Source organism: Thalassotalea ponticola, assembly GCF_041379045.1.
GTDB lineage: Bacteria > Pseudomonadota > Gammaproteobacteria > Enterobacterales > Alteromonadaceae > Thalassotalea_A > Thalassotalea_A ponticola.
Window position 1 is genome coordinate 2,040,103 of sequence record NZ_CP166871.1, and the last position, 24,115, is coordinate 2,064,217.

18 protein-coding genes are annotated in these 24,115 nt (G+C 42.6%); 4 read left to right on the plus strand and 14 right to left on the minus strand.

The window, feature by feature from the left end; genetic code table 11:
- Positions 1-234: 234 nt before the first annotated feature.
- Positions 235-1,248 carry an IS1595 family transposase gene (locus ACAY30_RS08810; protein ID WP_353958570.1) on the plus strand — a complete coding sequence of 338 codons (1,014 nt, stop codon included), beginning with the start codon at positions 235-237 and terminating at the stop codon, positions 1,246-1,248.
- 121 nt (positions 1,249-1,369) lie between these two features.
- On the opposite strand, the gene ACAY30_RS08815 is transcribed toward ACAY30_RS08810, so the two are convergent.
- The 4 genes from ACAY30_RS08815 to ACAY30_RS08830 all read right to left on the minus strand — a co-directional run bounded on the left by ACAY30_RS08815 (position 1,370) and on the right by ACAY30_RS08830 (position 5,205).
- The gene (locus ACAY30_RS08815; protein WP_290250218.1) at positions 1,370-1,903 is read right to left on the minus strand and encodes a hypothetical protein; all 534 of its coding nucleotides are present in this window, start codon (positions 1,901-1,903) and stop codon (positions 1,370-1,372) included.
- A 382-nt stretch (positions 1,904-2,285) separates the two neighbouring features.
- The gene (locus ACAY30_RS08820; protein WP_290250219.1) at positions 2,286-3,041 is read right to left on the minus strand and encodes an NYN domain-containing protein; all 756 of its coding nucleotides are present in this window, start codon (positions 3,039-3,041) and stop codon (positions 2,286-2,288) included.
- Positions 3,042-3,846: 805 nt separating this feature from the next.
- Entirely contained in the window at positions 3,847-4,467 is a 621-nt protein-coding gene (locus ACAY30_RS08825; RefSeq protein WP_371189878.1) for a macro domain-containing protein, read from the minus strand.
- A gap of 81 nt (positions 4,468-4,548) precedes the next feature.
- Entirely contained in the window at positions 4,549-5,205 is a 657-nt protein-coding gene (locus ACAY30_RS08830; protein ID WP_290250221.1) for a DUF4433 domain-containing protein, read from the minus strand.
- A gap of 588 nt (positions 5,206-5,793) precedes the next feature.
- Between ACAY30_RS08830 and ACAY30_RS08835 the strand changes: the two genes are divergently transcribed.
- Positions 5,794-6,018 carry a tyrosine-type recombinase/integrase gene (locus tag ACAY30_RS08835; protein WP_290250222.1) on the plus strand — a complete coding sequence of 75 codons (225 nt, stop codon included), beginning with the start codon at positions 5,794-5,796 and terminating at the stop codon, positions 6,016-6,018.
- 143 nt (positions 6,019-6,161) lie between these two features.
- On the opposite strand, the gene ACAY30_RS08840 is transcribed toward ACAY30_RS08835, so the two are convergent.
- From ACAY30_RS08840 to ACAY30_RS08875, 8 genes are all read right to left on the minus strand, one after another.
- On the minus strand, positions 6,162-6,488 hold the full coding sequence (locus ACAY30_RS08840; RefSeq protein WP_290250223.1) for a YbaB/EbfC family nucleoid-associated protein: 327 nt from the start codon (positions 6,486-6,488) through the stop codon (positions 6,162-6,164).
- A 128-nt stretch (positions 6,489-6,616) separates the two neighbouring features.
- Entirely contained in the window at positions 6,617-8,962 is a 2,346-nt protein-coding gene (gene dnaX / locus ACAY30_RS08845) for a DNA polymerase III subunit gamma/tau (protein WP_290250224.1), read from the minus strand.
- Between the two features lie 49 nt (positions 8,963-9,011).
- Complete coding sequence (gene apt / locus ACAY30_RS08850) at positions 9,012-9,557, minus strand: adenine phosphoribosyltransferase (protein WP_290250225.1); 546 nt, start codon at positions 9,555-9,557, stop codon at positions 9,012-9,014.
- A gap of 353 nt (positions 9,558-9,910) precedes the next feature.
- Positions 9,911-10,309 carry a response regulator gene (locus ACAY30_RS08855; RefSeq protein ID WP_290250226.1) on the minus strand — a complete coding sequence of 133 codons (399 nt, stop codon included), beginning with the start codon at positions 10,307-10,309 and terminating at the stop codon, positions 9,911-9,913.
- Between the two features lie 542 nt (positions 10,310-10,851).
- The gene (locus ACAY30_RS08860; RefSeq protein ID WP_371189879.1) at positions 10,852-12,162 is read right to left on the minus strand and encodes an IS4 family transposase; all 1,311 of its coding nucleotides are present in this window, start codon (positions 12,160-12,162) and stop codon (positions 10,852-10,854) included.
- A 153-nt stretch (positions 12,163-12,315) separates the two neighbouring features.
- Positions 12,316-12,714, minus strand: a complete 399-nt coding sequence (locus tag ACAY30_RS08865; protein WP_290252143.1) for a hypothetical protein — start codon at positions 12,712-12,714, stop codon at positions 12,316-12,318.
- A 298-nt stretch (positions 12,715-13,012) separates the two neighbouring features.
- Positions 13,013-15,304, minus strand: coding sequence for a peptidase domain-containing ABC transporter (locus ACAY30_RS08870; protein WP_290252142.1), 2,292 nt, complete (start codon positions 15,302-15,304; stop codon positions 13,013-13,015).
- A 59-nt stretch (positions 15,305-15,363) separates the two neighbouring features.
- On the minus strand, positions 15,364-16,800 hold the full coding sequence (locus ACAY30_RS08875; RefSeq protein WP_290252141.1) for an HlyD family efflux transporter periplasmic adaptor subunit: 1,437 nt from the start codon (positions 16,798-16,800) through the stop codon (positions 15,364-15,366).
- 1,594 nt (positions 16,801-18,394) lie between these two features.
- Here ACAY30_RS08875 and ACAY30_RS08880 point away from each other — a divergent pair.
- Entirely contained in the window at positions 18,395-19,162 is a 768-nt protein-coding gene (locus tag ACAY30_RS08880) for a transposase (protein ID WP_290252140.1), read from the plus strand.
- Positions 19,163-19,338: 176 nt separating this feature from the next.
- Here the strand turns inward: ACAY30_RS08880 and galU are convergent, their stop codons facing one another.
- A complete protein-coding gene (gene galU / locus ACAY30_RS08885) occupies positions 19,339-20,181 on the minus strand; it encodes a UTP--glucose-1-phosphate uridylyltransferase GalU (protein WP_371190266.1) in 843 nt (280 codons plus the stop codon).
- A 500-nt stretch (positions 20,182-20,681) separates the two neighbouring features.
- Here galU and ACAY30_RS08890 point away from each other — a divergent pair, with 500 nt between their 5' ends.
- A complete protein-coding gene (locus ACAY30_RS08890; protein WP_290252138.1) occupies positions 20,682-21,545 on the plus strand; it encodes a universal stress protein in 864 nt (287 codons plus the stop codon).
- Positions 21,546-21,714: 169 nt separating this feature from the next.
- On the opposite strand, the gene ACAY30_RS08895 is transcribed toward ACAY30_RS08890, so the two are convergent.
- The gene (locus tag ACAY30_RS08895; protein WP_290252137.1) at positions 21,715-24,111 is read right to left on the minus strand and encodes a M28 family peptidase; all 2,397 of its coding nucleotides are present in this window, start codon (positions 24,109-24,111) and stop codon (positions 21,715-21,717) included.
- Positions 24,112-24,115 lie beyond the last annotated feature (4 nt).

The window sequence follows — 24,115 nt, forward strand, 5'->3', positions numbered from 1 at the left end:
GATATGGGAGTAGTCTTACCCCTTGAACGCGCGCAACATTTCCACTCCCTAATGAATTTTTCAAATTATAACAATATGTTAAAAAATAGGGTTATAAAAGAAACCAAAATACCCAACGTTGTTGAACTTTGTTTTAATGACATACTGTAAGAACATGGCTATATTAGCGTTAATTATGGATCACGTAAATTGGTCTATAATATACTGTACTTTTTAGCCACTTAATGACTCGAAATGAAGCTCAACCTTTTCACTCAGCTCCTCAGAGAAGTTCCCAAGCTAACAAACAATCAAAAGCACTTACTTCAACACCGTTTAAATGATGAGATTAATCGTGGAGGAATTAGCCTCCTAATTGATAAATGCAAAGGTGATGACATCCTTTGCCCTCACTGCGATTGCGAGCATGTGCAGCGCTATGGCAGTGCTTCTGGGCTACAGCGTTACAAATGCAAAGCTTGCCTAAAAACCTTTAACGCGTTAACCAAAACGCCATTGGCGCGCTTGAGAAAGCGCAGTCTATGGGAAAAAAATTTGGATTGTATGTTTGATGCTCTTCCTCTTTGGCGCGTGGCTGAGATACTAGATGTTGCTGTAAGTACAGCATTTAGGTGGCGACATCGATTTCTGGCTGGGCCAACACATGATAAAACTAGTGAAGTCGCTGGAATAGTTGAGTGTGACGAAACATTTTTTCTTGAATCTTTTAAAGGAAATCAAACCATTCATGACCGTCCGGCCAGGAAGCGAGGCGGTCTCGGCAACAAAAAATTTCGAGATGATCAAGTACCTGTCTTAATCGTGCGCGATAGAAATGGAGGGCTTACAGACTTTGTTCTCGATGCGCCAAACAATCAAGAAATACACGGGGCGCTAGAGCCAATTATCACCGATGAATCAATCCTCTGCACCGATGGAAGCCAAGTTTATAAGTCATTCGCCAAAGCTCATGGTATTAAACACTACAGAAGTATTACCTCTCAGGGGACTCGTGTTATAAAGCGCGTATATCACATCCAGAATGTTAACAATTACATGTCTAGGTTAAAAACGTGGATGGCGCGGTTTCATGGAGTTGGTACTGCCTATTTGCATCAATACCTGGGTTGGATGCGTGCTCTTGAGCATTCACCAACAGGAGCTGATTTTTCATTAGAAATGTTGCTCAACGCCGCTTTTAAGTGTGAATATGTCCCGATAAACAACAAGAAGAGTGAGGATGACGACGGTTGCGTGTTCGCTTTTTAAAAGGGGCCAAATGACTGCTTTGTGCCAAACTCGGCCTGTTAGCAATTGCTAATATATGATGATTTCGTCATGTCAACGCTGCCAGCAAAGGCGAGCAATTTATTTCGAATCCTCCCATATCTTATATCGGCGATTTGACTAGCTTTGTTAAGTCTCTTTTCGCTATACTGCTTATCAACTCGGGAAGTTGAAATGAGAAACGTTTAGCAAATTGTAAGTGGTTATAATAGATACTATCCTTTTCTGGGTTATACCCGCCCCCTACAATCGAACGGCCATTCTTAATAGCAAGAGATGAAAAAGCCAAACTCGACGCATGGGAATAACCGTTATAAAAATCTTTCGCTTTTTTAAGCCAAATAGAACCTTGTATTAAACCAACAGTATCAGAATTATTCACTACTATATCAATAGCATTATGTGGTGAAGCTGATTTATCTTTCGAACAATATGCATCATAAAAATTGATAAATCTCTCTTGGTTTCCTCTACCAACTTTAACTTTTGTATCTGCGGTTAATAACATACACATTGCTAGAGCCTCATAAGAAATTCTGTATGTATTTCCAGCGGCATTGACAAAACCTTCAGTAAGTAACCGAAGTCCGGAAATTTGAGATTCAAAGCAAAGAAAAAGATATTCTCTTACCCACAATGTTGATTCAGTCGAATCACTATATTCATTCTCAAAGATTTTCTCAGATCTTTCAAAATTATTAATTACCTCTGATATATCTTCACTGAACCTACGGACAAATTCTTTAACACTCCTATCATTAATAATTATTTCTCGGATTTTGATGTTTGTCTCCCTGTAGAGTTAACGCCTCAATATGGAGCGTATTAAGCTTGGCTAAAATTAGCGACGAAGGAGCTTTATTCAAATTTCCGTTCCTCGCTCGTAACGACCGTAGACCGCTACGTCAATTCATCAACAACTTACGCTATATCGCCAACCGGCGCAAACGTGCCATCCTGAGTTATTGGTGTGAATCAATGAAAACATGAAATTAAGAAAGCAGATTTTCAGTAACGCCTTAAGCTAACGCGCAGCCTTGCTGAGTTACTTGCCGTGACTTATTAATTTGTTTGGCTTTCTTTTTATCTCTCACCCATAAAACTGAGCCGTTTGTTTTCTTCATTTCAAATAGATCAATCGCTTGGAATAAATCACTCAATTTTTTAAAGCCGTAATTACGTTGGTCAAAGGATGCATGATTAGAAATGTGAGTGCCAATTGGCCCTAACATAGCCCAACCATCATCTTCTTCGACGGCCTCAATTGCTTGCCTTAACAAGTTAATTAACTTTGTGTCACTTTTGATATTCTTGGCTTGATTTTGAATGGGTAATACTTTTTCCGTCTCTTCTTCTAGGTAAAGAAAACGAGAGCAACTATTTACGAAAGCTAATGGCGCTTTTCGTTCACCAAAACCAATAACGAACTTGCCATCTGCCAATGAACGAGTTACCAGTGGAGTAAAATCGCAATCGGAGGATACTAAACAAATAACATCAATGTCTTTTGTGTACAGGACATCCATCACATCAATTACCAATGCCATATCTGTGGCATTCTTCCCCTTAGTCAGGTCAAACTGCTGAACTGGCTGTATAGCAAACTCATGCAGTACATCTTCCCAAGGCTTCAAATTTTGATTTTTCCAATTTCCATATGCCTTTCGAATATTGACCACGCCATATCTTGCTAACTCTGATAGCACTTTATCTATCTTTTTCGCTGGCGCGTTATCGGCATCAATAAATACTGCAATTTTTTCTTTATCCTTCACAAATGCCTCCTTGCAACTTAACTTGTTTGTAGTTGACGAACTGTTCGCCTTTAGACTATGCAATCAAATCAGCTAAAAGCTGAATGACTGTAGATCGCTCATTGCTGCCTGTGACGGAACCCACTAAACAACAACCCCTGATTTAGATAATAAGGATTGACATCTATTTGTCAATCCGGAATATAAACAGGATTTGCAATTAATTATCAATTAGTTAGAACGGCTTCGTGTTATTTGTGGGAAATACCACTAATTAACGCTAATATAGCCAAGAACATACATCATTATTCGCTAATTCAATATGAAATCTAATCTATCGCAGAAATTCTCCACTTAACAGGTCGGCATGCTATCCCTGAAGTGACTGTATTTAATTCTCCGAGTATTGTTGTTCGTCCATTCGAACAACTTGCCCTCATTGCCAAATCGCTTCACCATTCCCAGTAATGTTTATCACCTTGTAACCGGTGCGCTCGTATATTTTTTGCTTTTGTGCAAGGTCAAAATAGGTTCGGTTTAGGTAGACGATATCCCTTTTTTTTAGATTAGGGCACGCTCGTTTCATTATTCTTTTCCAACTCGATAGGTCAACGGTTCTATTTAGCGATTTTGGCTGCCAAGTAGTATTCACTGGCTGTGAAAAGCGTGATGACGTAGCTGCGTAGTTCACATGTATCCCGTAACTTGTTCTGATACGGCTATTATGAAGCCAGAAGCGATATTGAGAGCTAAAAAAATAAACATGTGAAAATGGCTTGTCTTGTAAATGTTTTTGCGACATTTACAAGACGAGTTACAAGGTCGCCTAAAACAGCGTTTGATTTGACCTTAACTGAGGAGGTGCACAAAAGTGAATTAACTTATCCAGTGTTTTTTCACCAATACCGGGTTGAGCACCAATGGCCGTAATACTGTTTACTTTTTCTAATAAAGTGGCCTGATAGATTTTGTCCCACGTTTTTTCTGTGAGGCCGATTTGTTGCCTTAATAACTCTAGCGGTTGCGTATCAATCGCTTGTTGCAATGTAGCGTATAAATCATCTTTAGCCTTGGCATCGAACTGCCATATCTCGATGTCGATATCACAATCAGCAAGGTAATGATACATCATGTCAATTATCTCTTTCTCGTCAAGCCCACCGCGCCCCGCGCCTAGTAATGGAAAAGCGACACTTGTGTACGGGCTTTTTTTATAAGTACCGACAAATTTATGTAATGCTAGCTCTACGTACTCAGGTTTGCTCGGCATTTTCCAATTATCTTTTGTCGGTATGTTTAAAATATGCTTAAAGCCAAAACGTTCTGATGGAGCCGTATAATTCCACAATTTCCCTATCTGAATTTTCTTGCTTTTACATAGCTCTTGGTACTTTTCAAACATTTCTGGGTAACGCAGCTTAAACTCCAAAGCAATACCTGAGCCCATCACACCTTGACAATTAACAGTATTAACTATGGTGTCGCATTTTGAGGCAAAAATATTACCTTTCTTCATTGCAATCATTACTTACCCCTTAAAAAATAACGACGGTTTACACACCACCCTAATGTGGCCAAGTGAAAAGTGCTTTTCAATAATACGTTTAACGTACTCGGTTTGACAATAAATGGTGCGCAGATAGTGTTTGCCAAGACCTTGTGGCGCTGGAATCAACGCCTCAGCCATCATTTTTTGCTTGCGCTTATGGTCACACAGACCATCGTAGCACCAACTGCTTGAAAATACAGTCTTCCAATCAATCTTGAACAAATAGTTAAAATTGTGCGAATACAAAGTATCATCGCAGGCAGCATTACCGTTTGTCACAAGGATTTCATTCTGCAGCAGCAGTTCAGGGCTGTATCCAAGAATAATAATATCTTGGCCATACTCTCGTTGTGTCTTGTACAACATGGCATTACGAGGGTTAAAATAGAACGGTACGTAGTCATGCAAGGAGCGATGAAAAAAAGGATCACGGCGTGAACGACGATCATTAACAGTTTGGTTGCTAATGTCTTCTGTTTGAAAACTGTTACCATGGCTGTGTAATCCGTATTTTAAAATGTTTTCTAAATTACGTATATGCGTCATATGCTTAAGCGTAGAAAACCCTGCGTTTTCTAGCGCTTTGTCTAGTAGTTCGTGGAAAGTTTCGGGGTGTAACTCTTCCGCTGTATTCATAGCTGCATTCCTCGCTTGTTTTGATGAATGCATTATTCCAAGAATTAGTAGCGCGTGGACTTTTCACAAACTTGTATAATTTTACTAACTCATTAAATAACAAAACGAGCCTTGTCCTAGTGCTTAACTGACCACTTCCCCCCTCCCTTTTAAATAAACTATCTCGCTTAGTAAAAGCCCCTGCCAGTAACAGCTGACATACGTCAGTTCACATGATTACCTTGGGGAATCAACTCAGGAATATCTAGGTCGTCTAACTCGCCTGTATTTCTGTTCCCTCCGTGCTTTGTTACTTTTGATGCCGAACGATTAATATCGTTTGAAATATTTTCCCATCTGAAATACCTGACGCAATAACCAAAATTTCTATTTCTCAGGTCAAAGACGTATCTTGAGTGACGCCGGTAACGAGAAGGAATGTTGAGTTATTAATTAGTGAACGAATTTGATTGTTTAGGGAATAAAATTTGGTAAGTTGAATGTCACTTTTTCATGTTGACTGCAAAATCACTGATTATACCGAGCTGATGTCAATATGGCTTAACAATCGATTACACAGAACTAACCATTAAAGATCGCCTGAAAGAAATGTGGTTAAACGAAGCAAGCCTCTCGTATCGTCCGGCATATCAGTTACGGCATACGTACGCCAGTCGCATGTTAATGGCCGGAGCCAACCCCGCTTGGCTAGCACAACAAATGGGTCACAAAAACTGGGATATGATAAGCGCCGTTTACGCTAAATGGATTCCAGGTCAAGATCCTAACTATATTAACAAGCTTGCCGATAAACTGGGACAAATCTCCTGTTAACTTAGTAAAAATATCCAATCATAAAAGCAAAAAAGCTCAGATTGTCGTCTGAGCTTTTTTCATAATTTGGCATTTTTCTTGTCCCATGGATGTCCCATGACACAAAATAAAAACAAATAAGCTTACTTTTCAGTAATTTGCATCTAGAAAGGCATTTTCATGCCAGGTGGCATTTGCATTCCACCAGTAACGGCTGCCATTTTTTCTTTCGACGTTTCTTCAACACGACGCACTGCGTCATTAAATGCCGCGGCAACTAAATCTTCAATCATGTCTTTGTCGTCTTCCATCAAACTTTCGTCGATTTCGATACGACGAACGTTGTGGCTACCGGTCATTGTCACTTTAACCATGCCTGCGCCTGATTCGCCGATTACTTCCATTTCGGCAATTTCTTTTTGCGCTTTTTCCATTTTCGCTTGCATTTGCTGGGCTTGCTTCATGATATTGCCCATGCCGCCTTTAAACATTGATCTTCTCCAATACAATAAATGATGCGGTAGCATCGAATGTCTGTGGTCATTATAACTGCCCTTGCCAATAAGGTTAAGGGCAGAATCCAGATATTTTGATCTACAGTGTTCTGCGAATGTTTACACTATAACGGCATAACCGAGTTTTCATCAACGAAGGCCTGAAACTCATTCTTTAGTGTTTCAACAAAGGCATCATTGTTGATAATTTGCTTGGCCCATTGCAATCGCTTGTCGTTAATTACCTGTTGAATAACAAACGGCGTTGCCTGTGGCGATTCAATCGTGTTGATAATCACTTCACAAGGCTGTTGGGTTAATTGGCTGTAGCTGTTACTGATATTATTAATCACCGCTTGAGAATTAAGATGCGCCCATTGGCTATCCAAATTTATCACCAAGCGTTGTTCGTTACTGCTGAGATCAAGTTCGGCATTTATCGCCAATTGTCTAACGCGCCCTGATAACCCCATAGCTTCAATGGTATTGGCCCATTTATCAATTTGATCTGCCGTTCGAATCGCAGACGGGTCAATATCGGTTGGGTTAAACTCACTTGAATGTCGCAAACTCAGCGGTACTTGCTCGTCAGTCGTTTCGGCTTGGGGCTGGTTTGTCGATTGCGATTGCATCGACGCGTCTTGTGTTACTTGCACATCTTTACGCCCTGTCGGCGTATCATCGCGACTGCTATCTTGTTGAATCGGCTGCGACGGCTCGTCTTGCTCTGTTAGCGAAGCGCGTTGTTCTAGAGTCGTTGTTGAGTCATCAGCAAGTGCCGTGTCAGTCGCTATCTGACTGGGTGTTTTGGCGCTTGCTTGTTGTGACTTTTTTCCTGCGTCCCCCACTGCTTGACGACGACTGCGCAGCATATTGCGAGTCGCTAACATTTTTTCAATATCTGCATCAAGAGCTTGTTCGGTTCCGGCATGTGCATTATCGACAATATCGCTGGTGCGATTTTGCAGTTCTCGCTCATCTGTCGGTGCTGTTGGCTGTGGCTCTGGGTGTTTTGTTTGCACAGCCTGCGGCGCAGCAGTCTGAGCTGTTGATGGAGCGCTTACCCGTTGCTCATTCGCCAATTGCTCAAGCTGTTGCTGCTCTGTTTGTAATTGCTCAACCGAACTAGCGCGTAACTTGGCTGCATTGAAGACATCTGCTGGTTGGCTTGAATGCGATGTGCTTGTTTCGTTATTGCCTGACGCAGGTTGTGCCGTTACAGCAGCTTCACTTTGGCTTGTTGACGGTTGCTCGTGATCGTCAACAGCCGTATTACCCTGTGATTCTTGTTGGCTTATTTGAGAGCCCATGAGGCTCACAGCTTGCTCTGAACTGGTGTTTTGCGCGCTATCTTCATTTGCATCCACATACGCCTCGGCGTTTGCCGGTGCCGGCTTGAACGCTAATAAACGCAACAGCACCATATCAAAACCACTTTGCTCATCACCGGCATAAGCCAAGTCTTTTCGACCATTGAGGACAATTTGATAATACAACTGAATATCTTCTGGTGCCATTGCCCGAGCAAACTTGTCAATCAATGTTGCCTTTTGTTTATCAACATCAACGCCATTGGGCACCAATTGCCAAAGTGCGACTTGATGTAACAGCTGCAGTAGCTCGGCTAATAAGCGATGATAATTGGGAGCATAAGAGGCAATAGATTGACTCAATTGCAATAACTCTTGTGAATCTTGTTTGAGCAGAGCAATAACAATTTTATAAACCCAGTTTTGATCAACCCCACCTAACATTTGCACCACATTAGCAGCAACAATATGTCCTTGTCCTTGAGCGATTGCTTGGTCAGTTAAACTCAAACTATCGCGCATACTACCGCGAGCGGCTTTGGCTAACAAGGCAAGGGCATCGTGGTCATAAGTGACGTTTTCGGCCTCTAAAATCTCTACTAATTTTTGTTCGATTTGTTGCGGGGTTAACGCTTTGAGATGAAATTGTAAACACCGTGACAGTACGGTTACTGGCAGTTTTTGCGGGTCAGTAGTCGCCAGAATAAATTTTACGTGTTCCGGTGGCTCTTCAAGCGTTTTTAGCAGCGCGTTAAAGCTGCTCTTTGACAACATGTGTACTTCATCGATAAGGTATACTTTATAGCGACCGCGAGATGGTGCGTATTGAACGTTGTCTAAGATCTCTCGAGTATCATCAACTTTGGTACGCGAGGCGGCATCAATTTCAAGTAAATCAACAAAGCGACCGAGATCAATATCTTGGCAAACATCGCATTGACCGCAAGGGTTGGCGCTTACACCTTCGGCACAATTTAGACTTTTGGCAAAAATACGAGCGATAGTGGTTTTGCCCACACCTCGTGTTCCGGTAAACAAATAGGCGTGATGCAGGCGTTGTTGACTCAATGCGTTTGTTAACACAGTGACAACGTGCTCCTGCCCCATCAACTGAGAAAAGTCTTTCGGACGCCACTTTCGGGCAAGCACCTGATAGCTCATATTTTACAACCCTAGTTTGTTATTATTCTAATGAGAGTCGATACTCAGGCTAGTCGCCTTGATAATCAACCATGGTATACACATCGACGTTTAACGCCGCTAAACGCTCTGGCCCTTTTAAATCGGGTAATCCAATGACAAAAGCAGCGTGCTCTGCCGATGCACCAACGCTGCGGATTAACTTGGTGGTGGCTTCTATGGTACCGCCAGTTGCGAGCAAATCATCAATCATCAGTACTTTGTCATCTTTGGTCAACGCATCTTGGTGGATCTCAAGAGTGTCTTGACCGTATTCAAGATCGTAGGTTTGTGAATACGTTTCTCGTGGTAGCTTTCCAGGCTTTCGCACTGGAACAAAACCCACCCCTAAAGCTAAGGCCAACGGTGCACCGAACAGAAAACCGCGTGCTTCAGTGCCAACAACCTTGGTAATTCCCATGTTCTGGTATTTTTGCTTCAAATGATCAATACAAAACAGGAACGCTTTAGCGTCGTCTAAAATGCCGGTAATATCACGAAACATGATACCGTCAATAGGATAATCTGGCACGTCATAGATGACGCTTTTAAGGTACTTAATTTCTTGCTCGGTCATAGCTTACATGTCTATTAAAAGTTTGATTAAAAGGATAATAGATTTAACGCAAATTTTATAGTCACGATTACATTAAAGCGAACTTTATTGTCGCAAAAGCGATTAAATCACCACAATTCTGGTAATTTTGACCGGTTACCGAATGCAAAATACGACGATGTATTTATTTTTCATCATAGCTCAACGAACGCAAACGAACTGATTCAGTAGTTTAAACAAAACATTGAACTTGGTCAGTGAGGTGCTTTTTGCTGAAGTAAAACACGCTACATCGATGTGAATATGGGGATGTTTTCGCTGTTGTTTCTACGTCGACAATCAAAAAAGGCGTACCTAAGTACGCCTTTTACTCACTAAGCCACTTCGGTCGAGTGCTTGAGTGTTGACTGGTCGATAAGAGATGTCATGACGGAAATAAAATCATCGTCACTAATGGGTTTCGAGATAATGGTATCAGCAAATTCTACTTCTGGAATTTGTTCAACCACTTTCACCTCTTGCGTTGACATAAATACTAAATACGTTGGTTTATATTGGTGTAAACCAGCTAGGTTTTTTAATAGTTGTCGACCATCCATTAATGGCATTAAATGATCTACAACACACACATCGAATGCGTTTTTTTGTGCCTTGTTGTATCCATCTAATCCATTAATTGCTGTTGTAACATGAAAACCAGCCTTGGTTAACGCCGCTTCAAGTTGAGCTGAAACTTTGGCGTTATCTTCAACTAATAAAACGTGCATTGTCATCCTAATTCCTTTTTTACAGCGATTAATTATTTGTAGCGATTACAGGTAGGTATACCATCCCATCAGCATAGGCAATAATGGCATAGCAACTAGGGCTACTAATGCTGCAAATAAGTGGCGCTTCGACGAAGCTTCTTTAAAATTATCGTGTGACATTGTATCGAACTCCCAAACAAATTTCGGCGAGATAATACACGATTAAGCAAAAGCTTGATATAGATCAATAAAAAAATTAACGAAAAACCGAACTGATCGATTACTTTTTAACCAACTGTTTTTATTGGATGATTTGAAATGCAACAAAAATCAAAAATCGGTGCAACATTGCATTTACCAACAGTTAACCTAGTTGTGCAATTACCCCGTGATCAGGTAGGTTGCATGGTGTTGTAATTTTACGCACCTAATTCTCGTCTTACTGTATGTTAAGGATATGATCCCCTATCTGACCCGACACAGCGAATGAGGTGATTGCCACTTTTAACAGTGCGAGTTGCGCTGTAAAATAAGCACAAAAAAGGAGACTCGAGGTCTAATGCCGTTCACTTAAGGTGAGCGGCATCTTTATTTTTAGGGTACCGTGTTGGTCTTGGTTTCACGGTTCTTGGAAATGTTCTCCCCCGCCGTGGCTCCAGTATTAGGCTATCAGCCATGGAGTAGAAGTGCTTAAGCTGGCGTGGAATCGCTCCTGGTGAAGAGTACGGTAATCCGACGAGTAGCCGCATTACATGCGCCAAACTTCCGTTGAAGCTCAACTGGTATGGAAGGTAATTCCCTTTGAGCGTTTGACACATTTTTACCATCTGATATCGAATTAGGTTGTAAGTCAGAAGTATTCCCCAGAGTTCTTGCTTTACAAGCTCTGGCAACCTGCTTCTCAGCGTTAACCTATTGCCAAGCATATATTGTTTTTGCTCTCGATATCCAAGTTCAATCTCCCATCTATGGCTATATAAATCGCCGATATCGGCTGAAGGATATCGCATAGGGTCAATCATTGACGTGAGTACACTTTGACTTTTGCCGTTTATTTTTCGCGTAATCAACCTTACTTCAATATCGTTCGGAAGCTCTGGCCACAGCTTCCTCGCTCTGGGATTTGAGGTCAGTCGAACCAGTTTGTCATTACGACCAAGGCTTCTGATAACGTCATATTGAAGGTTCTTCTTCAGTGGTATTAGCCAGTGTCTTTCATTTCCTGTAGATTGCCATTTATGCAATAGCCCAAGAGAATAAAACCCTCTATCAAATAATGTCAGACTGTTATCGGGTGTCGATTCTATTAGCTTCTCGGCTAATACCATCTCATTCACGGTATAATCATCAAACGCGCTTCCTGTAATTAAGTGGCTACTTAATTCCATTTGGCACACCATTCTCACTTGAGGGTATTGTGTGTTAGTCGGTTTCGTATATGCGCTGTTGTTTTCTTTTGAGTCGTCTGTCCGCCATACAACACCATCGACTCCAAGCAAGGTTAATCCATTCCAATGAGGGTGCTTAGCTTCTTTGTTCCAACGTTTTTGTGTACAGTCAAATAAAGCTTTCATAGCTGCTTCGCCAAGATTCTTGCGACGCTGAGTCAAAGCGCTAGGAGCAACAAAAGGTTTTCCATCTCTATCTACTATATCTAGCATGTTTACAACGTCAGCCATCGATTTATCGTTGTATATAGCCATTCCAATCAATAACCACGCCATAGACTCTAGAGTGAGCTTACGTTTTCTTAAGGTGACCGTTTCTGTCAGTTCATATGCTTCTTCAATCAACTCAAGTGGTAATAAATCAGCTAATGTTTCGACTTGGCTAGGCCTAAAGTGGTTAATTGAGTCGAGAGCGGTAGAAAGTTGCATAAAAAAATCCGTAATCAGAAAACTGATTACGGATTTTGCATGATCGTTTAGATCGGTCAACCGATCATTTTCTTAACTGATCGGCATTAGACTCGAGGTCCCCTTTTCATCTGGTTGTGAAGCGATGCTGTTGTTTACAGCACGAAGAAAAGCTTACTCTCCGCACTTGCCTTTTTTACCTTCACCGCATTTGCCTTCGCCACACTTGCCTTTTTTGCCTTCACCGCATTTGCCTTCGCCGCACTTGCCTTTTTTGCCTTCACCGCATTTGCCTTCGCCGCACTTGCCTTTTTTGCCTTCACCGCATTTGCCTTCGCCACACTTGCCTTTTTTGCCTTCACCGCATTTGCCTTCGCCGCACTTGCCTTTTTTGCCTTCACCGCATTTGCCTTCGCCACACTTGCCTTTTTGGTGACCGTCAAAATCAGTTGATGCAACCACGTCTTGGCTATCAAACGGATTTACCTCGGCTTTCGCTGGCATGCTTGCAAACACGGTTAATAATAAAGCGCTCAATGCCGCTGTGACAAAATATTGTTTCAATACGTTCATTGTCTTCTTCCTAAATGTTATAAAGTTACGTGACTTATCACGGTACTAGGGGCTGTTAACTATCACTGTCTGTTTTTGCAGTGGTTTACACTACAAAAACATCAACAGGCACTAGCGTATATGTCACTTTTAGCTTGGGTAAACTGCGTTTCCCGTGGATCTGTTATACAGACCTAGGTTTCTCATAAATCATTCCACTATAATGACAATTTAGCAAGTATTTAACAAAATTAGTCAATCTCATCTAACAAATCAGCGACGACATTTGATCATCGCAATGACCTCAGCAAGGCGAGTGCTAATCAATACAAGGTGATTTCATTTTCTCCGTGACATCGATTACGCCTTGCTCGGTGAGTGTTAAAATAACATCGGCCTGAATAATGGTTTCTATGCGATGGGCGACCACTATGCGGGTCGTGTCTAAACTCTTTATGGCATCGCTGACTAACATTTCATTTTCACTGTCTAAGTGAGACGTCGCTTCATCTAAAAATAGTATTTCAGGTTGTTGATATAGCGCTCTTGCCAATAGCAAGCGCTGCTTTTGTCCACCGGATAAGCTACTGCCCATATCACCAACTAATGTTTCTAATCCCATAGGCATTCGCTTTATCTCGTCGAGTAACTGAGATCGCGCAAGGCATTCGTGCAAGCGAGGTAGATCAACCTGCTCGCTAAAAAACGTGATGTTGTCGATTAAACTGCCGCTGATCAGCTGATCGTTTTGTAATACCGCGGCGAGTTTGCTCCGATATGTACCAATTCCGACGTGTTCAATGTTTTGCTCCAGATAACACACCTCTCCACGACTCGGCTGTTCTAGACCCATGAGCAGTTTCAACAAGCTTGTTTTTCCCCTACCCGATGCTCCGGTAATGGCGATACATTGACCTGGAAATACTGAAAACGATACGTTTTCAAATAAAAACGGCTGTTGTTGGTGATAGCGAAAAGCCAAATTACTGACCGCTAATACAGGCCGTTGCCGCTGATTATCGAGCCCTTGGTTAACTCGATATCCCGGTGTTTGATATTCGGCTGTTTGGTGCTCGTACACCTGATTTTCATCGGTTAAGCACGCGCCAGTTACGACACCTTCACAGGTCGTTTTTGCCATGTTAGGTGGTTCGACACTAAGGTGAAGTGATCGCTGTTGAAAGTGAGGCTCTTGCTCTGCTAGCGCGATATCAGCAATGCGATTCAAGTGCAAACTAAGCATTTTCATTTCAACCACACGGTCTATAAACAGTATTACTTTACTGGTAAATTGTCGTTTGTAAGCGATAAAGGCGGTGAGCATACCAAGGCTCAACTGTCCTTGGATAACACACAGCGCGGCCACATAAACAACGGCAATATTTTCAGCGGCAAAGATCACATCGTGAAGCCAGGTAAAGTGCAATTTCAACTTGCCTACCTCAATCGACAAGTTGAGATAGCTGACCACATTTTTCAACCATACTTGTTGACGCGCCGATTCGCATTGACGCAACTTTATGGTTTCGATAGCGCGAATATTCTCCATAAAGCAGCTTTGCTCTTTTGATTTGGCAACAATTTGTTGTTCATTAAGCTGTTTTAGTGGCTTGTAACACAACCAACGCAATGCCGCGTACGCGACGACGGCGAGCAATACAAGTACGGTTAATTTCACACTGTACAAAAACATCATTAACAGCACCGCGACAATCATCAACCCATCAACCAATGCCTCAACCAAACCATTACTGAGTAGTTGACGAACAGCATCTAACGAGCCAAACCGGGAGACGATATCTCCCATGTGACGGCGCTGAAAAAATGCCACGGGTAAACGCAACAGATGATGGCAGAGCTGACTTGCCATTTGCAAGTTCATCACACTTGAAAAGTGTAATACCACCACTGAGCGCAGAACTCGGGTGAGTAATTCAAATAAAGCCACTAGGGCAAAACCCAGTGCGAGTACAGTTAGTAGGTTGTCGTCTTGATTAACAATCACATCATCTATAACCAATTGCAGATAATACGGCGCGGCAATAGCAAATAATTGGAGCATAACGCTCAAGGCGAGTATTTTTGTTATCGTCGGCCAAAGCCCGGTAATTTGCTGGGTAAAATCAGATAACGTTAGTGATTGACTCAGTTTGGCCTGAGTAAAAGCGTCACTTGGCGTGAGTTCAAGGGCAATACCAGTAAAGTGTTCTGACACCTGTTCAACGCTCAGCTTTTGCTCTCCGATAGCGGGGTCGTGGATGACAACACCGCCTCTAACGCAGTGCTTTAACACGACGAAGTGATTTAAATCCCAATGCAAAATACACGGCGTGTTGAGTTTGCGAATATCCGTTATCGACAGTTTTAGCGCGCGGCCAGTTAACTTGAGTTGATCGGCTGCTGACATCAAATCAGATAGCCGTGCTCCGCTAGGAGACAGACTAACGATGCGACGCAAGCTGGCTAAATCAGCGTTAAAACCAAAGAAATTTGCGATCATGGCCAAACACGCCAAACCGCATTCGCTGCTTTCACTTTGTAACATCACTGGTAATCGGCGGCGCTGAAAAAAAGCCAGACCGTTCGCTGCATCCTTGCGGTTTGTTGACATAATTATCCTTTATTTATTGTAAATGGTGAGGTAATAAGCACAAAGTGGCACCTGCCATATCAACTTCGGCCTTTGAGGCTGTATATAGGCTCTAGCAACCAATGCATTAAGCTTCTCTTATCAAGTGCAATTTCCGCTTGCAATAACATCCCAGGGCGCAAGGCGATTGAACGACCGTAGGCATTAACCGTTTGCTTATCAAGTGCAACGGTTACTTTGTACACGGGCTCTTGTAATCTGAGTGGCATGGTGTGATCGGCACGTGTGATCACCGCGTTGGCAACACTGACGACTTTGCCTTGATACATACCAAAATGTTGATAAGGAAATGCTTGATATTTCAACTGCGTCACATGTCCTTTTTCAATAAAACCAAAACCGCGCGTTGGCACCAACAAGACGGCTTCCATGGTTGCATCACTCGGTACGATAGTCAGTAACGGATCGCCAGCAGAGACGCTTTGCCCCTGCTTATAACGAAGATTGGTGATCGTTCCTGATGTTTGTGCAACCACGCTGTATTGTCGTTGATACATCGCTTCACTAAGCTGCTGTTTGACCCGCTGCTGTTGATGCTTGTTTTCTGCCAACGCCGAGCTTTGGCTGTAATCTAGTTGCTCTAACTGCTGGTTAATATTGGCTATTTGCGCGTGGTGTTGTAATACTTGCTGTTCGAGTTCAAGCCGCTGCTGCTCTAACGAAATCAGCTTTTGCTTTTGTAACATTAATGTGTCACTGGCGAGATAGCCGTTTGCATGCAAGTTGTTAAAATTGGTTAACCGTTTATTTTCATGATTAATTTTATCTACCAGTGCAGTTAACTGACGCTTAACGTTATCGAGTATCGATGATGTTTGACTCGCATTGAGGGCCAAGCTTTGACGTTTGAGCTGTTGCAGCTTTAGCAGGTTATTTTGTTCGCTGACAAGGAAAGCAAGGCTCTCCTGTAATGTCATAATTTGGTTTTGATAAACATTGTCTAGTTGTTGGTTATTGTGGCTCAATCTCGCCTGCTCAATCACCATCAGCACATCACCTGGAGAGACTTTTTCACCTTCTTCTACCTCGACTCGTTTAATCAAGCCTTGGCGTTCAGCATTGAGAGTGACCAACCCTTGTATCGGTTGAATATAGCCACTGACGTGGGTTTTGCGCGTGTATTGATGATTGAGTAAGTACCAAAGGCACACAGCAACCAACAACATCAGTAGTGCAGTGAGCATCGCAAAGCTTATTGGCTGTTTGATGCTGACATCACAATAAAATCGATTTTTTGACTGCATTACCTGAGTGCGAAACAAGCGCTTTGTATGCTGACTATTTTTTTTAACCTCGTTACTCGCACCAACTATAGGGTCAGTACTCGGGTTGACATTGGTCGATGTCACATTTGCTGATTTAGACGGGGGTAATGAGTTACTGGACGACGTTGACGAGGCGCTTTTGCTGTTTTCGGGCTGACTTTGGCTTGCTAGAGAGCGTTGGTTATTTCGCATTATTCATCCTTGAATCACGTGCTTAAATCGAGTTTTTGGTGGTGACTGTATCGAGCTAATTATGTTTGCCGATGGTATTATTGCTAAGTAACAGTGTCTGTTGCTCTGTGGTTAAACAACGCATTGTGTTGTCTTAATCAATGCCCCTATACGGGGTAATGACAAGCTGTCATTTGCATGCACATTAACGAGGCTCAGATAAGAACACCGTCAACGCTGCTATCGTACTTAAGGTAAGTACAACAAGTGGTACCAACGAGCTGTTATCAAGCGCAAGCCATGTGATATTGGTGATTAACCACCCGGTCACAATCGCACCCAACACGAACTTAATACGTTTGTGATATACCTTGGGAGCTTGCATAAATCTATCCTCTAATCAGCGTCAATACGGCGTCTGGTCGCCCACTTGGTTATACCACGATGAACAAGTGGATGATGACGATACGAACGGGCACAAAGTTTGTTCACCCTCTATTCAAGATTAGAACTGAAGTGTTAATTGTCAAATTAAAATCCATCTCTTTTAAACTCATTTAAATCTACCGATTTAGTCGATAAACAGATGATTTATCAAAGGGCTATTACTAGGGGGTTGTTGCTCTTGATGATATAGATTTTGTTCGCATTAATAGCAATTTATGGGGGGTGCGCCAAGAGAAGTATGGTTATTCCATAGCAACGAGTAACAACAATGACAAATGACCTTTAAACGAATCCAATAACCGAATCCGAAGGACGGCATTAATGGACTATTTACAGCGTTATTAGTTACGCATGTGACCTAACCACACAACGCAATCGCACCTTGGGAAAGCCACTTCTTTGACACCAATAGCCACCGGTTAATCGCTTTCAAAAAACATTAAAATCAAAAAATAAAACAATTAAAAACAACAACTTAAACCAAACCCTTAATTTTTATATGATTTTTATTTGCTTTTCGAAAAATTACTTTATACATTTTTTATATGCAGTAAAAAAACGTTGTTCGAACAATAAGTTGAACAACGAACCATATAAACAAGGACACGGATTAATGACAACAGGACGTTATCACATGGTTTCTCCCCAAACATCCAATGCACACTGTAATAACTTCCATTATTACCAACCTGATATCATCGTTAGGGTGCTCTTTGTTGACCTTTACCAAGTAATTAAACCTAAACGCAATAAATAACACTATTTCAACCACGACTTACCCCTTTTCGAGTTGTGGAGAAATAAAGGCTGATGGATCAGCTTTTACAGGACGCCCTCAAGGATTGAGCAATGCAGGATGCATTGTGTACATGGAAGTAGCTAAGGAGTGGCATGGTTATAACGTTGTTACGCGTCATAACCACACAACATAGTCGCGTTATCAATATTGGCTAATCATTCACCGATTAGCAAACACTGAACGCTTCTATCTTGTATCGGATAATGTTGTGCAAAACACGGAACGAAGCGCATGACATGACTCAGAGCGAGGTTCAGTATAATGAGCTGTTACTTGAGGTTACAGGGAGTAACTTGAGTAATAAGACATGTACTGATGCTCTAACCGATTTTCGTATCGCGTATTTAAGTCAAATTACATGGAGTGAAGATGCCTAGAAAACCTCGTCATTACCTAGCCAATATCCCCTACTATATTGTGCTCAAAGGCGCCCAACATCGCTTGGTATTTAATCAACAACAAGACTGTCAAAAATTTTGTCAATTACTGGCAAACATGAGTGATAAATACAATGTAAAAGTACACGCTTATCACTTACTGCAAGCGCAAATACACTTATTGCTATCAGCCCAATCGCATACTGACATGCCCTCTGCTATGCAGTTTTTAAATAGCAGTTACAGCAAGTATTACAATCGCCGCTATCAGCAAAAAGGACGTCTATTTGAAAGCCGCCACAAAGCAAGCATGGTGGATCCCGACAGCTATTTACTCTCAGTCATGGCCTACATAGAAACCCAAATACAACCACAAATCAACAACCAGATTTCATTGAGCAGTTTACGTTACAACAGCGGCGTGGCCGAAATTGTAGGACTCGATAGGTCGGCAAATGATGATACCCCCAATAGTGATGACTTTATTCAACCACACGAGCGTTATTTAAAGCTCGGCAGTGATAAAGAGCAACGCCAACAAAGTTATCACCGCCTTTTTAACGAACAACTTGACAAGTCGACCACTGATTTCATTTGCGCCAATATCGCTATCAACTTCCCCATTGCCAGCCCATATTTCATTCGCAATTTAAGCTTTGAAGCGCAATTGTTATTTGCGCATGCAAAGCGGGGACGGCCAAGAAAAGATCGACCTTCGGTATTTCACATCGCCATGGCTAAAAACAGACAATTCAGTTAATCCGAGCTTAGGTGAGTAGGTAAACTGGCACGTATTGTGGACAGCGGATTACACCGAAGAATTGCGGAAAAGTTTCAATGTACTAGAGGCTGAAACGGATGGTGCTCGCAGCTAATGACTCAGCGAGCAAATGACCGCCAGGAGTTTAATGTATCCATGGCGGTGTTGTGATGCTGTTATTCAATTACCGAACGCAAGTACTGTTTAAATTCACCGTTTAACTCGGGGTGACGTAAGCCGTATTCAACGTTCGCTTTCATATAACCGATTTTTGATCCACAGTCGTGGGACTTGCCCGTCATGTGAAAAGCTTCTACCGTTTCTAGCTTCATTAAGCTCGCTATGGCATCGGTCAATTGAATTTCGTCACCCGCACCAGGAGGCGTAAATTCTAACAATGACCAGATGGCATTGGACAAAACATAACGACCGACCACGGCCAAGTTCGAAGGAGCCTCTTCGACTGCTGGTTTTTCGACAATTTGACTCATCGCATGAGATTGACCCGGTTGCAGTACTTCACCGCCACAATCTACCACGCCGTAACTGCTTACCTGCTCCATAGGCACCGGCTCGACCATGATTTGACTGGCGCCTGTTTGAGCAAAACGCTTGAGCATGGCGGCCATATTTTCGCTTTTCAAATCACTTGCTGCGTCATCAATTAGTACATCCGGTAACACCACGGCAAAGGGCTCGTCGCCGACAATAGGCAGAGCTTTGAGTACTGCATGTCCCAATCCTTTGGCCTCGCCCTGGCGCACATGCATAATTGTTACGTCCTTAGGACAAATGGATTGCACTTCTGCTAACAGTTGGCGTTTTACTCGATTTTCTAATGTGGTTTCTAGTTCAAACTGCTTATCAAAGTGATTTTCGATAGCGTTCTTTGACGAGTGGGTGACTAACACTATTTCTTTAATACCGGCGTCAATACACTCATTTACAATGTATTGAATCAGTGGCTTGTCTACCACAGGTAACATTTCTTTGGGGATTGCTTTGGTTGCTGGCAACATCCGCGTACCGAGGCCAGCTACGGGGATCACAGCTTTTTTTATCACTGGTGACTGCTGATTTGTAGACAAAATTCATTTCCTTTTTATTTTTATCACTGGGCCGAATCGTTGCGTTAGCGAGTTACGCGAACCACCCTACATTGTACTGTTGTCGCTACGTAGTGATACGCGGCGATACCTTCATCTTTTACTATTTTAAAAGCGAACGAAAAACGGCGGTAAACTCACCCCGTCATACGTTCAGTTTAGCACGAGCCTACACGCGTTGGAACAGCTTGTTATTACAGCGTGCGGGTAAGTGTGTTTACTTCAATATAATTCACTATAAAACGTCTGATCCAGTTTCTCAAGCGCGGCAAAAATTATCGTTGCCTGTCTATCACAATCATGTATAGTCAGTATAAGCTCGCTGACTTTTACAAAAAATAAACACGGTAACCGCTGATTGAGTAGACCTTTAACATAAAGTTATAACACGTGCTTAGCGCTTAGGAGGACAAGTGGACAAAATCTTGGTTATAGCCGACCCAAACTTCGAGCAGGTAACGGCCATTGAGCAGGCCGATAAGATTGCCAAAGCACTTGGTGCAACATTGCATATTGTTTATTTTTATTACGAAGACTTACGCGGCTTAGGGCGCAATGGCTCGGCGTTGAAAAACAGTTTATTGGCGCGACTCGATGAAAAGGCCAACGATCAGTTAGCGCAAACCTGTGACAACAACCTCTATACTTATGAAATAGTCTGGCAAAAACACATTGCGCCTTGGGTTAATCAGTACGTCGAACAACACAATGTCAGCATGGTGATTAAAACTGGTCACCGCAGCGAGTCGATGTTTTACACTCCAACCGATTGGCATTTACTGCGCGAAACACAGGCCCCCATTTATATCGTCAGCGAGCAACAGTGGCACAACACCCACGACATTCTCGCCTGCGTTGACTTACAAACCGAACTTTCTGATAAACAACAACTTAACCACACCATTCTCGAACAAGCCCGCAAACTAGCCGATATTTTTGGCGTTAATGTACAAGTACTTTATGTGCCGTTGTTTTCAGTGCTTTTAAGAGATTTAGGTATTCAGTATAAAGATGAAGTTGAAGCCAAAGTAAAAGCAGATTTGATGAATAAAATTGGCAAATTATCCAAGACCTACAACATTCCTGGCGAACATTTTCACATTCACGCCGGTAAACCGGAGTGGGTCATTCCATCGACTGCCGCTCAGTTACATTGCCAATTGGTGATCCTCGGTACCGTGGGGCGAACTGGCTTAAAACAAAAAGCATTAGGCAATACCGCGGAGCAAATATTAAGTCATTTAAAAACCGATGTATTGGCGTTTAAACCGAGCTGATAAACAGGCCAACAGAGCCTGCTTATCAGTGAGCCTTGCAATCTTGCGCCTGACGTTCCTTTAACCTTATGCTCCTTTAGCCATCACACCGTGTTACCTTTTACTCGGCTCGCAGCCTTGGTAAAAGCGAGTCAAAACAATCTCCAATCACAGCGCACCTGAGCGCGCGTTAATTGTTTGCTCGCCCCTCAATAAGCGACAGGGTTTGTCTTGTGATAATTGCATCGTTCACAATAAACGGCTCTGCCATTAACCAAGATTGTCGCGGCGTTATCCACTGAAACTGTTGATATAAATCATAGCTTATCTCATACAGTATCAGTTCGAGTGGTTGTTTGGTCTCAATCGTCATTTGCAAAGACACCTTTTGCTCTGGGTCCGCGACGGTATATTGAAAGAAAAAGCCTTGCTCAAACGATGCGCTACTCGGCTGTTGTTGATGTGCAAACAACTGCCCATTAACTCTAAAGTCACGGATCGAAATAGGCTGGTTAGTCGCGAGTTTAAGAAGATTAACGGAACGCTGTGGCTTGATCGACAGGGTTACATTATATCGATTTTCGGTGTTCGCAATCGATGTCGCATTCACCTGTGCCGTAGCAACCGGAATAACCGGCGCCGATTGATAAAAGCGAACCTTACTTGAGCGATAGGCAGGATACAACTGTTGCGACCAATCATCCCCTGATTGAGGCGATGAAAAAAATTGCTCAATAAAGCTGTCAAAGCGGTGGTTACTGGTCAACCAATACGCCCTATCACTCTGAGTGTCGAGCAAGTAATTAATACTCGATGGCTTTTTTCGCTGTAGATTATACTCTAGCTGCAAATAGGCGACGACAAAACTTAGTAAAGAGCTAGCAAGCAGCAGCCATTGCACGACCTTTAACGGCGTGTTGTGCTGCGCAGTTACGGTTTGAAACACCGGTACTATGAGAGCAAAGGTCAATACCGATAATACGGTGGCCAGCCAAAGAAACTTTAACCCTAAGCCAATCACCAAGGAGGTGATTAGTGGCGCTAATATGGCGACGGTTGGTACGGTAAAAAGCAACAACAGCAAGCGCAATACTGTGCCATATCGGATAGTACATTTAATCCGCAAACACAGCCAATACGAAACACAGGCAAACACAACAGGAATAATCAGAAAGCCTGCGCCAGGTAAATAAAATGCGATTGTCGCATTGATCAGCAACCAGATAACAATGGGCGCAACCACACTCGACTCTGAGCCGTTTAGCGAATAAATTTTGCGGTAAATAACGGCACTAACAGCGAGCGAAAATGCGATAAAACAGGCCATTAACCAATGACCGTTATAGGTGAAGCCATGCGAGCTTTCAGCGTATTGGGGAACCGTGTTAAACAGTAGTTGCCAACCTAGCAACCCAAATCCCCCTGCTACGCCCACGCTTAACAACAAGGCGGTAAAACTTTGAATAATTGCCGTGCGGTTCAACGCAGTTTGTTTTATTGCCTTCACACATAGCCAAGTAAACAGGACCGCTGTAGCCAATAGCATCGGCCATACCCAGTTAAATGGATAGTCAACCATACCAAGTTGGGGAAAGTTAAAATACACTAAGTCGCTATCTGACTTAAGCTCGGTTAAATCGGCATCGGCAAAATAATCGAGTAATGCGGTTAAATACTCGGCTTGATGATTTAAACTCGCTTTGTCTAAGCGATCAACAGAATCTTGTTCGGTATGATAATCAAAGTGATCATCGATAAAGGCAAAGTTAAGCCCTTGAATATTTCTCTCTTCTCGAAACACCGTTAAGTCGGTGTCATTGGGTAGCATTTTATAAATACTGTACATGAGTGAGTTTGCTACGGGATGTTCGATACCCGCTTGGCTAAATGCTTCAACCAGGCTTTGGTTACCCGAATTGGTTTCCAACAATACATAGCTTGGACCGCCGGAGCCTCGCGCTTCAAAGTTTAACGCCAACTTGATATCTTTTGCCCAGCGATGTCCATTGACAAACGCTTGCGCACCAAGCAAACCGCGTTCCTCGGCATCGGTAAAGATAATGATAATGTCGTTATTCGGTTGTCCGTTGTGTTGCTGCAACTTATACAAGTACGCTCGCATCACTTCAATAATAGTAACCACCCCACTTCCGGCGTCACTGGCACCTAGTGATGAGTGCAGTGACGAATCGTAGTGAGACACTAACGCCAAAGCATTGCCAGTATTTTTACCTTTGATGCGAGCGACAATATTGGCGGTCTTGGCCGCCATGAAATTTCGACGATAGCGGGCCCCCATCGCCTCAAATACTTCAACTTCTAAACCAAGTTTTTTAAGTTCATCTATTAAATATTGGCCTACCCGATGATGTTCGTTAGTGCCGACAAAGTGAGGTTTGGTTGCGATATTATCGAGGTGTGCTAACGCATTTTGCTGTGAAAAAACTTGTTTTGAACTGTGTTGATATGCCTCTTTTGACGGACGCTGTGCATCGAAACTCCACAGCGCGATCAGTGCTATAAACGCAATCAAAAAGCACGGATAAAACCAGCGCGAAACAGTGGCTTGAAAACGGGATAAGGTCATATAT

What these genes read in the sequence shown, in the direction of transcription:
- ACAY30_RS08810 (WP_353958570.1), top strand. Translation starts at nt 235, where the DNA reads ATGAAGCTCAACCTTTTCACTCAGCTCCTCAGAGAAGTTCCCAAGCTA.
- ACAY30_RS08825 (WP_371189878.1), bottom strand. Translation starts at nt 4,467, where the DNA reads ATGGGCTCAGGTATTGCTTTGGAGTTTAAGCTGCGTTACCCAGAAATG.
- ACAY30_RS08830 (WP_290250221.1), bottom strand. Translation starts at nt 5,205, where the DNA reads ATGAATACAGCGGAAGAGTTACACCCCGAAACTTTCCACGAACTACTA.
- ACAY30_RS08835 (WP_290250222.1), top strand. Translation starts at nt 5,794, where the DNA reads ATGTGGTTAAACGAAGCAAGCCTCTCGTATCGTCCGGCATATCAGTTA.
- ACAY30_RS08840 (WP_290250223.1), bottom strand. Translation starts at nt 6,488, where the DNA reads ATGTTTAAAGGCGGCATGGGCAATATCATGAAGCAAGCCCAGCAAATG.
- dnaX (WP_290250224.1), bottom strand. Translation starts at nt 8,962, where the DNA reads ATGAGCTATCAGGTGCTTGCCCGAAAGTGGCGTCCGAAAGACTTTTCT.
- apt (WP_290250225.1), bottom strand. Translation starts at nt 9,557, where the DNA reads ATGACCGAGCAAGAAATTAAGTACCTTAAAAGCGTCATCTATGACGTG.
- ACAY30_RS08855 (WP_290250226.1), bottom strand. Translation starts at nt 10,309, where the DNA reads ATGACAATGCACGTTTTATTAGTTGAAGATAACGCCAAAGTTTCAGCT.
- ACAY30_RS08860 (WP_371189879.1), bottom strand. Translation starts at nt 12,162, where the DNA reads ATGCAACTTTCTACCGCTCTCGACTCAATTAACCACTTTAGGCCTAGC.
- ACAY30_RS08865 (WP_290252143.1), bottom strand. Translation starts at nt 12,714, where the DNA reads ATGAACGTATTGAAACAATATTTTGTCACAGCGGCATTGAGCGCTTTA.
- ACAY30_RS08870 (WP_290252142.1), bottom strand. Translation starts at nt 15,304, where the DNA reads ATGTCAACAAACCGCAAGGATGCAGCGAACGGTCTGGCTTTTTTTCAG.
- ACAY30_RS08875 (WP_290252141.1), bottom strand. Translation starts at nt 16,800, where the DNA reads ATGCGAAATAACCAACGCTCTCTAGCAAGCCAAAGTCAGCCCGAAAAC.
- ACAY30_RS08880 (WP_290252140.1), top strand. Translation starts at nt 18,395, where the DNA reads ATGCCTAGAAAACCTCGTCATTACCTAGCCAATATCCCCTACTATATT.
- galU (WP_371190266.1), bottom strand. Translation starts at nt 20,181, where the DNA reads ATGTTGCCAGCAACCAAAGCAATCCCCAAAGAAATGTTACCTGTGGTA.
- ACAY30_RS08895 (WP_290252137.1), bottom strand. Translation starts at nt 24,111, where the DNA reads ATGACCTTATCCCGTTTTCAAGCCACTGTTTCGCGCTGGTTTTATCCG.